At 70.6% G+C, this 13,251-nt stretch carries 12 protein-coding genes and 1 pseudogene; 8 read left to right on the plus strand and 5 right to left on the minus strand.

What is annotated here, in order from left to right:
• Positions 1-257 precede the first annotated feature (257 nt).
• Both AB0K67_RS03250 and AB0K67_RS03255 read left to right on the plus strand, forming a co-directional pair.
• Entirely contained in the window at positions 258-2,138 is a 1,881-nt protein-coding gene (locus AB0K67_RS03250) for an alpha/beta hydrolase (RefSeq protein WP_364052034.1), read from the plus strand.
• Entirely contained in the window at positions 2,139-2,678 is a 540-nt protein-coding gene (locus AB0K67_RS03255; RefSeq protein ID WP_364052037.1) for a hypothetical protein, read from the plus strand.
• Positions 2,679-2,718: 40 nt separating this feature from the next.
• On the opposite strand, the gene AB0K67_RS03260 is transcribed toward AB0K67_RS03255, so the two are convergent.
• Positions 2,719-3,204 (minus strand): hypothetical protein, encoded by a 486-nt coding sequence (locus tag AB0K67_RS03260; protein WP_364052040.1) that lies wholly within the window; start codon positions 3,202-3,204, stop codon positions 2,719-2,721.
• A gap of 105 nt (positions 3,205-3,309) precedes the next feature.
• Between AB0K67_RS03260 and AB0K67_RS03265 the strand changes: the two genes are divergently transcribed.
• On the plus strand, positions 3,310-3,762 hold the full coding sequence (locus AB0K67_RS03265) for an NUDIX domain-containing protein (protein ID WP_364052043.1): 453 nt from the start codon (positions 3,310-3,312) through the stop codon (positions 3,760-3,762).
• A 25-nt stretch (positions 3,763-3,787) separates the two neighbouring features.
• Here the strand turns inward: AB0K67_RS03265 and AB0K67_RS03270 are convergent, their stop codons facing one another.
• The 3 genes and pseudogenes from AB0K67_RS03270 to AB0K67_RS03280 form a co-directional block, all read right to left on the minus strand.
• Positions 3,788-4,120, minus strand: a complete 333-nt coding sequence (locus AB0K67_RS03270) for a hypothetical protein (protein ID WP_364057584.1) — start codon at positions 4,118-4,120, stop codon at positions 3,788-3,790.
• A gap of 161 nt (positions 4,121-4,281) precedes the next feature.
• Positions 4,282-4,368, minus strand: a pseudogene (locus AB0K67_RS03275) (TetR/AcrR family transcriptional regulator); the annotation flags it as partial.
• 190 nt (positions 4,369-4,558) lie between these two features.
• Positions 4,559-5,875 (minus strand): lysine N(6)-hydroxylase/L-ornithine N(5)-oxygenase family protein, encoded by a 1,317-nt coding sequence (locus tag AB0K67_RS03280; RefSeq protein ID WP_364052046.1) that lies wholly within the window; start codon positions 5,873-5,875, stop codon positions 4,559-4,561.
• Positions 5,876-5,986: 111 nt separating this feature from the next.
• On the opposite strand from AB0K67_RS03280, the gene AB0K67_RS03285 reads away from it, so the two are divergent.
• The gene (locus tag AB0K67_RS03285) at positions 5,987-6,934 is read left to right on the plus strand and encodes a methionyl-tRNA formyltransferase (RefSeq protein WP_364052049.1); all 948 of its coding nucleotides are present in this window, start codon (positions 5,987-5,989) and stop codon (positions 6,932-6,934) included.
• Positions 6,935-7,006: 72 nt separating this feature from the next.
• On the opposite strand, the gene AB0K67_RS03290 is transcribed toward AB0K67_RS03285, so the two are convergent.
• Positions 7,007-8,086 (minus strand): alpha/beta hydrolase-fold protein, encoded by a 1,080-nt coding sequence (locus AB0K67_RS03290; protein WP_364052052.1) that lies wholly within the window; start codon positions 8,084-8,086, stop codon positions 7,007-7,009.
• An 87-nt stretch (positions 8,087-8,173) separates the two neighbouring features.
• Here AB0K67_RS03290 and AB0K67_RS03295 point away from each other — a divergent pair, with 87 nt between their 5' ends.
• The 4 genes from AB0K67_RS03295 (at position 8,174) to AB0K67_RS03310 (ending at position 13,245) form a co-directional block, all read left to right on the plus strand.
• Positions 8,174-9,208 (plus strand): iron ABC transporter permease, encoded by a 1,035-nt coding sequence (locus AB0K67_RS03295; protein WP_364052055.1) that lies wholly within the window; start codon positions 8,174-8,176, stop codon positions 9,206-9,208.
• Positions 9,205-10,275 (plus strand): iron chelate uptake ABC transporter family permease subunit, encoded by a 1,071-nt coding sequence (locus AB0K67_RS03300; RefSeq protein WP_364052058.1) that lies wholly within the window; start codon positions 9,205-9,207, stop codon positions 10,273-10,275. Before AB0K67_RS03295 ends, AB0K67_RS03300 begins: the two co-directional genes overlap by 4 nt.
• Positions 10,276-10,418: 143 nt before the next feature.
• Complete coding sequence (locus tag AB0K67_RS03305) at positions 10,419-11,423, plus strand: iron-siderophore ABC transporter substrate-binding protein (RefSeq protein WP_364057417.1); 1,005 nt, start codon at positions 10,419-10,421, stop codon at positions 11,421-11,423.
• Positions 11,424-11,460: 37 nt separating this feature from the next.
• Positions 11,461-13,245 (plus strand): ABC transporter ATP-binding protein, encoded by a 1,785-nt coding sequence (locus tag AB0K67_RS03310; RefSeq protein WP_364052061.1) that lies wholly within the window; start codon positions 11,461-11,463, stop codon positions 13,243-13,245.
• Positions 13,246-13,251: the final 6 nt, after the last annotated feature.

Here is a 13,251-nt window from a genome sequence, read left to right on the forward strand (position 1 = left end):
GGAGGATGACAAATCAACCCGCGCCCTAGCGACCATATCTACAGCCAGCAAAAAGGAGCGACGCACGATGAACCGCGATGCGCCGCCGGGCGCCCATGTCCGGATATATACGGATTTACAAGCGGCGAGGTCATGGCGGGAGTTTGGGCGCTGCGTGCGGGCCTGCTAAGGTCCGAAACTGCATCACGGGTGCTGCTCATAACAAGTACGCATGCCATGCGGACGAATGTTGTCGAAGCGTGACATCTTAGGATTTTGTGGCGGGCGAGACGACCGGTCTGGAAGAGGCCCTCAGTCGCGTGGTGCGGCTGGCGGGCGATCATATCGGCGCGCTCGACTCCACGTTGCGCCACATGGCGGCCCACGCCTGGGTCGGCGGCGGCGCGGCCCCTTTCACCCAAGCCACCCAGGACCAGCGCACCCGGCTTCAGCGGGCCTTCGAAACCGCGGCAGCGCAGATCGTCGAGCGCATCCGGGCCCAGGGCGGAAACGCCACCGCTCCATCACTGGCGACCGCGCTTCCGGTCAGCACGTCGACGCGCGGCGGCTTCTCGGGGATGGACGTGGGAGTGATGACCCGCATGGTGGCCGACCTGGAGCGCGCCGGACACGACCTGCCCGCCGCAGGAAGCCGGCTCTCCGCAGCGTTGGGCTCGGTTTGCGTCAGCCCCGTACCCGCCCAACAAGTCGCGGCTGTGGGCACCTGGGCAACAGGGCAGGCCGCCGACCTGCGCAGGCGGCTGACCGTGCTCCAGCAGCGCCCCGACGGTGCCTTGGCGAACGCGGCCCTGCTCGGCTTCGGGCTGTTCGGCGGGTTCGCACCCGATCCGGACGGCGTCGGCGGCCTCCTCGCCGCCGCCGCGAACGGCGACACCGCGGCGCTGAAAAAGGTGGTGGAGGCACAGAACACCGGCAAGGACCCCACCCTCGCCGCCCGCGTCCACGCCTGGTGGCAGATGCTCGACCCGGCCGCTCGCCAACGCCTCATCGACGCCGAGCCCCGGCTGGTCGGCTCACTCAACGGCGTACCCGCCGCCACCCGCGACAGCGCGAACCGCGCCTATCTCGGCATGCGTAAGAGCGTGATCAACAAGCAGTTAGCGGAACTGCGCGAGATGGCAGAAAACATGAAGGGAGGGGCACGGCAGACTCAGCTACTCTTCGAAATAGATGCGCTGGAGGAGGAACTCCGCAAGATCGCGGCCGTCGAAAGGAGCCTGGCGATGGGCGGAATCGAGGGTCGCCCGCCGGCCCTTCTGCTCCAGGTCGATTTGGCCGGGCTCGGTAAGGCGGCCATTTCGTTCGGCGACCCCGACAAGGCGGACTCAGTGGTCACCTCCGTACCGGGCACGGGCAGCACATTGGAGGGGATCGGCGGTGACGCAAATCGCGCCGCAATGCTGTGGGACCAGTCCAACAGCTCCTCTCCTGACACAAAAGTCGCTTCGATCATTTGGCTTGGCTATAAGGCACCGCAACTCGACGCCAGCGTTCTCTGGGCCGACTCGTCAGTGGCATCGCCCAAGCTCGCCGAAGACGGAGCGGGTCCACTGGCAGGTTTCCTCGACGGTTTGCACGCAACACACCAGCCGACCGGAACGCCTCGCTTCACCGTTCTGGGCCACAGCTATGGCAGCGTGGTGACCGGTATAGCCGCCCAGTCGAGGAAAGGAAGATTCGCCGACCAACTCATTCTGCTGGGAAGCCCTGGCACTATGGCGGCAAAGGCCAGCGATCTCGGGGTGAAGCATGTGTGGGTAGGCGAGTCGCCGCAAGACCCTATCGCCGATCTTGGCCATCTTGGAATGAGCGGCGGACGGCACCCGATCTCGGGCATCCTGCATCCCTGGCTTCCGAACGGCGAAGGCCCTTTCGGGACCGACCCCAGCAACATCGCCTTCGGCGCGAACCGCTTTGTCGTCGACCCTACGCCTGCCGGGTGGACCGGCTACAGCCTTGACGCTCACTCCGGCTACTGGGCTCGGGGTTCATCCTCTTTACTGAACATGGGGCACATTATCACCGGCAGGTACCAGGACGTGGATAAACTGCCGACACCGCGCTCACGCTCTGCTCAGGATCCGGTGCCCCGGTCATCACCCACTTCGCAGTCCTCATCCACATCGCCGGGAGACTGAATGTTCCGCACCGTCCGGTTGATTCTGGTTATCGCGGCAGTGATTAGCATCGCCGGATGCGAACCCGGCGGAACTCTTGGAGGACGCATGAACTCGTCGGCCGACGAGCCAACGATCACCAAGTCGCAGGCGCTCACTCGCATCGAGCAATTGATCAACGGAACCGTCGGAGTGATTCGTCCTAAGCCTCGACTGGAGCTTTATAGGCCCAGCCTCATTGACGGTGTTTGCGACAATCCATTGGGCCCCGGCTTTGAGGACCCGATAGAAGTCAGCCGCGAGTACCACCTGGAAGGACTACCCAAAGACGAGAACGCCCTTAGAAGAGTGGTCGCCGACGTCAAGGCGTACTGGCAAAAAGAGGGGCACAATATCACGGCTGAGCACGAAAACGGACTACAACTGTTCGGGCACTCCCGCCCCGACGACTTCCTCATCACCATCGGTCGAGTAGCCGACAACGTGCTCACCCTCACCGCCACCTCGACCTGCCTCTGGCCCAACGGCACCCCCGAGCCATCCCCTACAACCACACCCTGACGCATCCGCTCGATGGCTCCATCGAAGCTGAGCCCGTTCGTCAGGCAGTGCGATGAATTAGCCGCCTCGCCGCGTATCCGCAGCGCAGCGGGCCCGCCCGCCAGTCCTCATTCGCCTCGGCGACGCTTCTCCAGCGCAGCGCGAGTTCCGCGGGTTCCTCGTCGCCGTCCTCTTCCTCCGGGTCGCATGGGTCTATGACGGTGACGAGCCGGCCGTACTCGGTGTGGACGATCTGAGCATCCCCGTTCGCGTTCCGGGACACGCTCGTAGCCCGGCCGTCGCGCGACAGCCCGGCCGGCAACGGCAGGCGGGAACTTTGGAACCCGTTCGGCTCCGGGACGAGGGTCCCTGGGCCCCAGCTTTCCCGCGTAAGCGGCCCCGTGGTTTCAGGGCGCGCGGCGTAGGCCGCCGTGACCGTCTCGAAGATGGTGCGGTGAGCGATCGTGTCAGGCAGTCCGCCGATCCGGAGCAGCGCATCCTCGGCTTCCGGGCCGTCGCACCACGTCAGGTATGAGAGGTGGGGCATAACTGCCGGTCATCAGAGATCTCGGCCACTCCGCATCTTGGGATCGGCAAGTGTGCGAACCCGGCATGGAGTGTTGCGTCAACAGCCCGCTGAACAGGTGCCCCGATGTCGGGCTTTGGTCGGGCTGACATACTGGCGGGCGTGTTCGATCGGGGTGTGATGCGGGTGGTGGCGGCGGCCGTCGTTGATCAGGGGCGGCTGCTCGTCGTCAGCAAGAAGGCCGCGCCGGGGACGTTCTACCTGCCCGGCGGGAAGCCGGAGGCCGGGGAGAGTCCGGAGGAGACCCTGGTGCGGGAGCTGAAGGAGGAGCTCGGCGTCGCGCCGCGCGATCCGGAGCTGTTCTGCGAGGTCGAGGACGTGGCCGCGCTCGAGGGTGTACCGATGCGCATGACGGTGTTCACGGCCGCGCTCGCCGGACGCCCTGAGCCTGCCGCCGAGCTCGCCGCGCTGGGGTGGACCGATGGGCGTGACGGCTATGAGGCTCGGCTGGCTCCGGCGGTTCGCCATCACGTGGTTCCGCGGCTGATCGAAGCCGGAGCCCTTCGCCCCGCCCCATGAGACCCCACTCCGGGCAGGCGGCCTCTCAGCCAGCCGGTGAGGTGAGGAGTTCGCGGGCCAAGGTTTCGGCCCACCATTGTTCGACGCGGTCCGGGGACCAGCCGCGTTCCACGGTGAGCGTGGTGTAGACGTCGATGTTGCACAGGGCCGCGTAGATGTCGGTGGCGGTGCGGACGTCCAGGCCCGGGCGGAGGGTGCCGTCCGGCCAGGAGGAGAAGACCGTCAGGCGGGTCTCGTCGGCGCGGGCACGGCTGTCGCGGTAGAGAGCGGCGAGCTCGGGCTCGGTGCGGGCGGCTTCGCGCAGCGGCACGATGACGTCTCCGGCCTGCTCGAACAGCCGCCGGTCGAAGGCCGCCATCGCGGCGAGCTGGCGTCCGGGGGTCGCCTCCGGTGCCTCCAGCTCGGCGAGCTGGCGCGAGAGGTCGGCGGACAGGCCGGCGGCGTCCGCCAGCGCCCGGTCAGCCCCGTCTTGTTGCCGTACACCGAATACACCGTCGGCACCGAGACCCCGGCCTCGCGTGCGACGTCGCGTACGGTCGACGCACCCCAGCCGCGCGCGACGAAGAGGCGGCGCGCGGCGCGGGCTATCTCGGCGCGGGTCTCCATCGCCTGCGCCGTGCGGCGCAGCGAATCGTAGCGGCGGCGCGCCGGAGGCAGGGAGCGCGCGGCGAAAGCGCAGCAGAGGCGGGGAGCGCTGTGCGAACGCGCGGCGACGGGTGGAACCGTCGGCGATGGGACGGGCCGGCGGGGCGACCCGTCCCATCGACCAGGCACGGACGGTCGGCGCGACGGGCGGTCAGACCAGGGAGCGGACCGAGCCGGGAGCGCAGGAGGAAGAGGAGGTGGCGTGGAGGCGGTCGGCGAGGGAGTCGGCGATCTCGCCCACGCGTACAGCGGTGTTGGAGAGCAGGGTCGAGGTCAGGCCGTGGGTGTGCTCGCTGGCCCCCTGGACGTAGATGCCGCAGCGCAGCTCGGGTGAGGTGGCGATGCGGTAGTCGCGGCCGAGGCGCACACCGCCACCCGGGAGGCGCTCGCACAGGCGGCCGGTCTCGCCGAGGAGGGTGAGCGGGTCGGTGGGGCGGTAGCCGGTGGCGTAGACGAGGACGTCGGCGTCCAGCAGGGTGCGCTCGCCGGTGGGCAGGAACTGGACGGCGACGCGCAGGCCGTCGTCGTCGCGCGAGACGTCGGTGAGGCGGGAGGCGTTGAAGATGCGCAGGCGTTCCTTGCCCTGCACCTTCTCCTGGTAGTGGCGGCGGTAGAGCTCGTCGATCAGCTCCAGGTCCACGACGGAGTAGTTGGTGGAGGCGTGGTACGCCCGCAGGCGCTCCTTCACGTCGTCGGGGGCGGCGTAGAAGTGGTCGACGGCGGCGGTGTCGAAGATGCGGTTGGCGAAGGAGCTGTCGTCGGCGGGGGTGTAGCCGTACTTGGCGAAGACGGCGCAGACCTCGGCGGCGGGGAACGCCGCGTGCAGGTGGCCGGCCACCTCGGCGGCGCTCTGCCCGGCCCCGACGACCACGAACCTGCGGGGGTCGCGCAGCGCGGGCAGCTTGTCGAGGAGCTCTTCGCTGTGCCAGACGCGCTCGTCGCTCACCACGCCGTCGGGCAGGACGGGTTCGAGTCCGGCGGCGAGCACGAGGTTGCGGGCGCGGCGGGTGACGAGGGTGCCGTCGCCCTGGCGGGCCACCACGTCGAGGAACTCGATGGCGCCGTCCACATGCACCGGGGTGACGCCGACGACTTCGGAGGAGTATTCCACCTGGCCGGTGAAGCGCGCGGCGGCCCATTCGAGGTAGTCGTGGAACTCCAGCCGGGACGGGAACATCGTCTTGTGGTTGATGAAGTCGAGCAACCGCCCCTTTTCCCGCAGGTAGCACAGGAAGCTGAACTCGCTGGCCGGGTTCCGCATCGTGACCAGGTCCTTCAGGAACGACACCTGCATCGTGGCGCCTTCGAGGAGCATGCCGCGATGCCAGCCGAAGGCGGGCTGTTTCTCCAGGAACACCGCGTCGGCTCCGTCACCGTGACGCTCTTTCAGCGCGATGGCCAGGGCCAGATTGGAGGGCCCGAAGCCGATGCCGATGAGGTCATGGACGTGCTGCTCCGAGGAGGACATGGAGGCCTTTCTGACGACCGGACCGGGGATGGAGACGAGGCCCAAATTAGGTTAGCCTTGCCTAATTAAGGTCACCCTAACCGAAGCGGTTCCTCTCGACAAGGAGACACCATGCGGGTCGTGATGTTCGGCTACCAGACCTGGGGGCATCGCACGCTCCAGGCGCTTCTGGACTCCGAGCACGAGGTCGTGCTCGTGGTCACACACCCCAGGAGCGAGCACGCGTACGAGAGGATCTGGAACGACTCGGTGGCCGAGCTGGCCGAGGCCCACGGTGTGCCGGTGCTGCTGCGCAACCGGCCGGACGACGAGGAACTGATGTCCCGGCTCAAGGAGGCCGACCCCGACCTCATCGTCGCCAACAACTGGCGCACCTGGATCCCGCCGGAGATCTTCAACCTGCCCCGTCACGGCACGCTCAACGTGCACGACTCGCTGCTGCCGAAATACGCCGGCTTCTCCCCGCTGATCTGGGCGCTGATCAACGGCGAGAAGGAGGTGGGGGTGACCGCCCACATGATGAACGAGGAGCTGGACGCCGGTGACATCGTGGTGCAGCGCGCGGTGCCGGTGGGCCCGAAGGACACGGCCACGGACCTGTTCCACCGCACCGTGGACCTGATCGGCCCGATCGTCACCGAGGCGCTCGACCTCATCGGCTCCGGAACGGCCGTCTTCACCCCGCAGGACCGCTCGCAGGCGAGTTTCTTCCACAAGCGCTCGATCGAGGACGGCAACATCGACTGGACCTGGCCCGCCGAGGACATCGAGCGGCTGGTCCGCGCCCAGTCCGACCCGTATCCCAACGCCTTCACCTACTACAAGGGCGAGCGGATCAGGGTGACCAAGGCGTCGGTGTCGCGCGGCTTCTACGGCGGCACGCCGGGGCGGATCTTCATCCGTGAGGGTGACGGCGTGGTCATCGTGGCGGGCGCGGAAGCGCGCAAGGGGCGCTCTCACGGTCTGGTGATCGAGCAGGTACGTACGGAGGACGGCGCCGAGCTGCCCGCCACCGAGCTGTTCCGCAGCATGGGCGGTTACCTCACCCGCCGGCCCTAGACCCGGCGGCCCGGAACCCGGCACCCCAGGCCCCGGCAGTCCTGGCCCTGAAGCCCTCGACGCGGCCAACGATCACCCGAGCGTCCAGGCGACGTCCCGCAGCAGGGCGCCCCGCCAGCCCGCCCGGTCGTGGCCCGAGGGCGAGCGCGACACCCGCACGGCGGCTCCGGCCTGCTCGGTGAGGCGTTCGACGCGTTCGCAGTGCGGGAGCATGCGGCGCTCGTGCTCCCCCACGTCGAAGGCGACGCGCAGGCCGGACAGGTCGGGGCGGTCCCGCTCCAGGCGGGCGGCGATGGCGCCGCCTGGCAGGCCGTCGAGCGGGTCGGTGCGGTCTTCCGCCCCGGGCGCCCACCAGAAGGAGCCCGACTGGCAGGCGACCCCGGCCAGCAGGCCGGGGAACTCCAGCGCCGCGTACAGGGCGCTGAGCCCGCCGAGGCTCTGCCCGGCGGCCACGAGCCGGCCGAGGTCGGCGGGCACGCCGCCGCCGGCGATCAGCGGCAGCAGTTCGTCGCGGACGGCCCGCCACAGCTCGGGGCGGCAGGCGTACTCGTGCTCGCGGTCGCGCGCGGGCAGGAAGACGAGCGTGACGGGCGGCACCGCGCCATCGGCCACGGCCGCGTCGAAGGCGGTCATGGCCGGGTGCAGATACAGCCAGTCGTCGCCGTCGAGCAGCAGCACGAGGGGCCCGCCACCGCCCGCCGGATGCACGCGCACGGTGCGCCGCCCGCCGAGCAGCGCGCTGGTCCAGCGCAGGCGGATTTCGGGGAGCGGCAGCACGTCGTCGGGGCCGATGGCGGGCCAGTACGGCTGCCCGGGCACGTCGGGGGTGGCCGCGATGGACCGTTCGCCGCCCGCGCCGACGGGGTTGAGCGGGTCGGCGTGCGCGCCGTCGCCGGTGAGGATCCGGTACGTCACCCGCAGCCGCGCGGGCATGGCGACCTCGGCGTACCAGCAGTCGGTCTCGCCCCAGCGGGCCAGCGGCACCGGCTCCGGCAGGCTCTCGAAGGAGAGGGTGGCCGGGCCGCCGCGCCACAGGAAGAGCGTCATCCAGCCGCCGCCGTCCGGCGCGCTGACGGGCGAGCGCGCCGCCTGCCAGAACTGCTCGGTGCCGGGTTCGCCGGTGAGCCCGTACCGGGCGAAGGTCTCTCCCATGCGCGCGTCCCTTCCCATCGACCGCGAACTAAGGATAGCTTTACCTAAGTCCGATCTTCCCAGCACGAAGGAACTGCCGACGTCGCCATGAGCACGACTGCGATGAAACGTGCCCGCCGGCGGCGGGTTCTCGGCGCGGGCGGGCTCGCGCTGGTCCTGGTGGTCGCGGCGGGCGCGTCGCTGGCCGTCGGGGCCCGCGCGCTCAGCCTCGGCGAGGTCTGGCAGGGCCTGTTCGGAGCGGCGGGCGGCGATCAGCGGCTCACCGAGATCGCGCTCATCGTGCAGACCGTACGGGTGCCGAGGACCGTGCTCGCGATCGCGGCCGGCATCGCGCTGGGCGTGGGCGGGGCGCTGATCCAGGGCTACACCCGCAACCCGATCGCCGACACGGGCCTGCTCGGGGTGAACGCGGGCGCCTCGTTCGCGGTGGTCACCGTGATCATCCTGTTCGGGCTGGCGAACCCGTACCAGTACGTGTGGTTCGCGTTCCTGGGCGCGGCGGCGGCCGGGACGGTGGTGTTCGGGCTGGCCAGCCTCGGCCAGGGCGCGGGCAGCCCGCTGACGCTGGCGCTGGCCGGGCAGGGCATCGCGGTGTTCCTGGCCGCGATGACGACGGCGATCGCGCTGACCGACCAGACCTCGCTGAACGCCCTGCGGTTCTGGAACGCGGGCGGCGTGGCCGGTGTGGGCTTCGACGTGATCTGGCCGGTCGTCGCGTTCATCGGGGCGGGGCTGGTGCTGGCGGCGACCACGCTGCCCGCCATCAACCTGCTCAACCTGGGCGACGACGTGGCCCGTGCGATGGGCGTGAACATCGCGCGGAACAGGACGGTGGGCGTCGTCGCCATCACCGTGCTGGCGGGGGCGGCGACGGCGGCCTGCGGGCCGATCGCGTTCCTGGGGCTCATGGTGGCTCACATCGCCCGGTACGTGACCGGGCCCGACTATCGCTGGCTGGTACCGTTCGCCGGGCTGCTCGGCGCCGTCGTCCTGCTGGCCTGCGACATCCTGGGGCGCGTGGTGACGCGGCCCGGCGAGTTGCCGGCGGGCGTCGTCGTCGCCCTGGCCGGCGCCCCGTTCTTCGCGGCGCTCGTGTGGCGCGGAAGGTTCAGGAAAACGTGATCGGGACCCTGGTTCGAGGCGTGCGGGGCGTCCGGGTCGGCCGCGCGTCGTTCGTGTGGCGGCCGTGGATGGTGTGCGTGACCCTGCTGCTCGCGGCGGCGGCGTTCCTGGTGTTCTGCCTGTCGATCGCGCTCGGCGACTTCCCCATCGCGCTGCCGCAGGTGGTGGCGACGCTGTTCGGGCAGGGCGAGCGGGTGGACGAGTTCGTGGTCTTGGAGCTGCGGATGCCGCGCGCGCTGGCCGGGCTGGTGGTCGGGGTGGTGCTGGGCGTGTCGGGGGCGATCACGCAGTCCATCGCGCGCAACCCGCTGGCCAGTCCCGACGTGCTGGGCATCACCGGCGGCGCGAGCATGGTCGCGGTGTTCCTGGTGACGGTGACGGGCGGGGCCGCGTCGGCGATCGCCGGCACGGTCGGCCTGCCCGCGGCGGCGCTGACCGGCGGCCTGGGCACCGGCCTGCTGGTGTATCTGCTGGCCTGGCGGCGCGGCATCGACGGCTTGCGGCTGATCCTCATCGGCATCTCGGTGAGCGCCGTGGCGGAGGCGATCACGGTGTGGCTGCTCGCCACGGCCGACATCCGCGACGTGGCCAGGGCCCAGGCGTGGCTGGTCGGGTCGCTGGACTCGCGCACCTGGGAGGAGGTGTGGCCGGCGCTGTGGTGCGGGCTGGCGCTGCTCGCCGTGGTGGCGTACGTGGCCTTCCACCTCAAACCGCTGCATTTCGGCGACGAGGTGGCGACCGGGCTGGGCGTGCGGTTCTCGATGGTGCGCGGCGTGCTGCTGCTGTGCGCGGTGCTGCTCGCCGGGGTGGCGGTGAGCGCGGCGGGGCCGGTGCCGTTCGTGGCGCTGGTGGCGCCGCAGGTGGCGATGCGGCTCACCCGGTACGCGACGCCGCCGCTGGTGGCCTCGGGTCTGACGGGCGCGCTGCTGCTGATCGGCGCCGACCTGGTGGCGCGCACGGCGCTGCCGGTGGCGCTGCCCGTCGGCGTGGTGACGGCGGCGATCGGCGGCCCGTTCCTGGTGTACGTCCTGGTGCGGGCCAACCTCAGGAGAACCAGAGGTCGCTAGAAAGTTAGGTTAGCCTTGCCTAACTAGTTCGTGTTACGGTTTGCCTGCCCCACGTCGGTGGTGCAGCCACAGCACGACAGCAAAGGGACTTGCGGATGCTCTCCCCTCGATCCACAGTTGCGAAGACCCTGCGGCGGTTGACGGTGGTGTTGTCCGCCGCGGCCCTGCTCGCGGGGTGCGGGTCCGGAGCCGCGGAGCAGCCGGACGCGACCACCGGCGCGAGCGCCGCCGCCGGCTCGGGCGGCGCGTTCCCCGTCACGGTGGAGCACGCCTTCGGCACCACGGAGATCACCAAGGCCCCCGAGCGGGTCGTCTCCGTGGGTTACACCGACGACCAGGCCGTCCTGGCGTTCGGCATCAAGCCGGTCGGCATGGTGGACCAGTACCCGAACCCGCCGGGCACGACGCCCGACATCAACACCCAGTGGCCCTGGGTGAAGGACAAGTGGGGCGACACCCGGCCCGAGGTCGTCATGACCAACGGCGACTCGGGCCCCAACTACGAGAAGATCGCCGCGCTGCGGCCGGATCTGATCGTCGCGGTCTACTCGGAGATCGACCAGGCGGCCTACGACCGGCTGTCCAAGATCGCGCCGGTGGTCGCCCGTACCAAGGCCGAGAAGGAGCCGTTCAGCGCTCCCTGGCAGGACAACGCGCTGCACATCGCCAAGGCGCTCGGCAAGGCCGAGGAGGGCGCGAAGATGGTCGCGGAGATCGACGCCAAGCTCAAGGCGGCGCGCGACGCGCACCCCGAGTGGGCCGGGAAGACCGCGGTGGCGCTGTCCTGGTACAAGAACTCGGTCGCGCCCTTCACCACCACCGACGTGCGCGGCCGGCTGGTGACGGGCATCGGCTTCAAGGGCCGGCCGGAGATCGACGAGATCGCGGGCGGCAGCTTCTACACGGTGCTGTCCCCCGAGCGCATCGACCTGGTGGACGTCGATCACATCTTCGTCATCGCCGACCAGGCCGACCAGGACGCGCTGAAGAAGTTCAAGCTGTTCGCCAACCTGCCCGCGGTCAAGAACGGCAACGTCTCGTACCTGCTCGACAGCGAGGGCCCGGCGATCGGCGCGGCCATGTCGCAGAGCACGCTGCTGTCGCTGCCGTACGCGATCGACGAGCTCGTCAAGTCGGTGGAGTCGTGACAAGGACGCATTTCCGCGAAGCTTCGGCGGTCCTGGTGTGAGCACCGGGACCGAGACCGCCCTCGCCATCCTGCGCACGGCGAGCGCGCGCGAGGCGGCCAGGTGGGTCGTGGCGCACTGCCGCGACACGCCGTGGCTGACCGCCGCGACCGCCGTGACCACGGTGGCGGGGGCGGCGCTGCAGGTGCTGCCGGTGTTCCTGCTCGGCCAGGTGGTGGACGGCGTGATCGCCGGGAAGCCGCACGACCTGCTGGTCACGATCGGGGTGCTGCTGGCGCTCGCCCTGCTGCTCGGCACGGTGGCCGCCGCTGCGTCGTCGTACCTGATCGGGCGGCTCGGCGCGGACCTGCTCGCCCGGCTGCGCGAGGGCGCGGTGCGGGCGGTGCTGGGCCTGCCGAGCGCCAGGATCGAGCAGGTCGGGCACGGTGACGTGCTGTCGCGGGTGGGTGACGACGTGGCCGTGGTGTCCAAGGGCATCCGCACGGCGATCCCCACCCTGTTCTCTGCGGCGGTGCTGGTCGTCATCGCCACGGCCGGCATGTTCGGCCTGGACTGGCGGCTGGGGCTGGCCGGCGCGGGGGCGCTGCCCGCGTACGCGCTGGCGCTGCGCTGGTACCTGCCCCGCTCCGCGCCGCTCTACCGCCGGCAGCGCGAGGCGCAGGCCGACCGGGCGCAGGCGCTCATCAGCGGGCTGAACGGCATCGGCACCGTGCGGGCCTACCGCCTCGAACCGCTGTTCCGCGAGCGGGTGGCCCGCGAGTCGTGGCGGGTGCGGAACCTCGGCATCCAGGTGTTCCGGCTCTTCGGCCGGTTCGTCGGCCGGGAGAACCGCGCCGAGTTCATCGGGCTCACCCTGATCATCGTCGCCGGGTACGTGCTGCTGGAGACCGGCCAGATCACGCTGGGCGAGGCGTCGGTCGCGCCGCTGCTGTTCCACCGGCTGTTCAACCCGCTCGGCTCGATCATGTTCACCTTCGACGAGGCGCAGAAGTCGGGCGCGAGCCTGGCCCGGCTGGTCGGGGTGCTGAGCGAGGCCACCCAGGAACGCCTGGCGGGCGCCCCTGACATCGCCCCTGCGGGCCCCGGCCCGCAGGCGGTGACGGTGGAGGGGCTGACGTTCGGCTATCCCGGCTCCGACCGGCCGGTGCTGCGCGATGTGAACCTGACGATCCCGGCCGGGCGCTCGCTCGCGCTGGTCGGGGCCACGGGCGCGGGCAAGACGACGCTGGCGGCGCTCATCGCCGGCATCGGCACCCCGCAGGCCGGCTCGGTGCGCATCGGCTCGACCTCGATCTCCGACCTGGACGAGGCGGACGCGCGGGCACTGGTGAGCATCCTCACACAGGAGACGCACGTGTTCTCCGGCACGCTCGCCGACGACCTGCGGCTGGCCGCGCCGGAGGCGAGCGACGCCGAGCTGATGGACGCGCTGCGCACGGTGGGCGCGGAGCCGTGGGTGTCGGCGCTGCCCGACGGCCTGGACACGCTGGTCGGCGAGGGCGGCGAGCGGCTCGACGGCACCAAGGCGGCGCAGCTCGCGCTGGCCCGGCTGGTGCTGGGGCGGGCGCCGGTGGTGGTGCTGGACGAGTCGACCGCGGAGGCGGGCAGCCAGGGAGCCGCCGAGCTGGAGCGCGCGGTGCTGGCCGCGTGCCGGGGGCGTACGGCGCTGTTCGTGGCGCACCGGCTGACGCAGGCGATGACCGCCGACCGCATCGCGGTGCTGGAGGCGGGGCGGGTGGTCGAGGAGGGCACCCACGAGGAGCTGGTGGCCGCGGACGGCCGGTACGCGCGGCTCTGGCGGGCCTGGCGCGAGTCTGGTTAGCCGATC

The organism is Nonomuraea sp. NPDC052634 (assembly GCF_040678535.1).
GTDB lineage: Bacteria > Actinomycetota > Actinomycetes > Streptosporangiales > Streptosporangiaceae > Nonomuraea > Nonomuraea fastidiosa.

Coding starts and splice junctions, on each gene's coding strand:
- AB0K67_RS03265 (WP_364052043.1), top strand. CDS start 3,310: ATGTCGGGCTTTGGTCGGGCTGACATACTGGCGGGCGTGTTCGATCGG.
- AB0K67_RS03295 (WP_364052055.1), top strand. CDS start 8,174: ATGAGCACGACTGCGATGAAACGTGCCCGCCGGCGGCGGGTTCTCGGC.
- AB0K67_RS03270 (WP_364057584.1), bottom strand. CDS start 4,120: ATGGCGGCCTTCGACCGGCGGCTGTTCGAGCAGGCCGGAGACGTCATC.
- AB0K67_RS03290 (WP_364052052.1), bottom strand. CDS start 8,086: ATGGGAGAGACCTTCGCCCGGTACGGGCTCACCGGCGAACCCGGCACC.
- AB0K67_RS03280 (WP_364052046.1), bottom strand. CDS start 5,875: ATGTCCTCCTCGGAGCAGCACGTCCATGACCTCATCGGCATCGGCTTC.
- AB0K67_RS03255 (WP_364052037.1), top strand. CDS start 2,139: ATGTTCCGCACCGTCCGGTTGATTCTGGTTATCGCGGCAGTGATTAGC.
- AB0K67_RS03285 (WP_364052049.1), top strand. CDS start 5,987: ATGCGGGTCGTGATGTTCGGCTACCAGACCTGGGGGCATCGCACGCTC.
- AB0K67_RS03260 (WP_364052040.1), bottom strand. CDS start 3,204: ATGCCCCACCTCTCATACCTGACGTGGTGCGACGGCCCGGAAGCCGAG.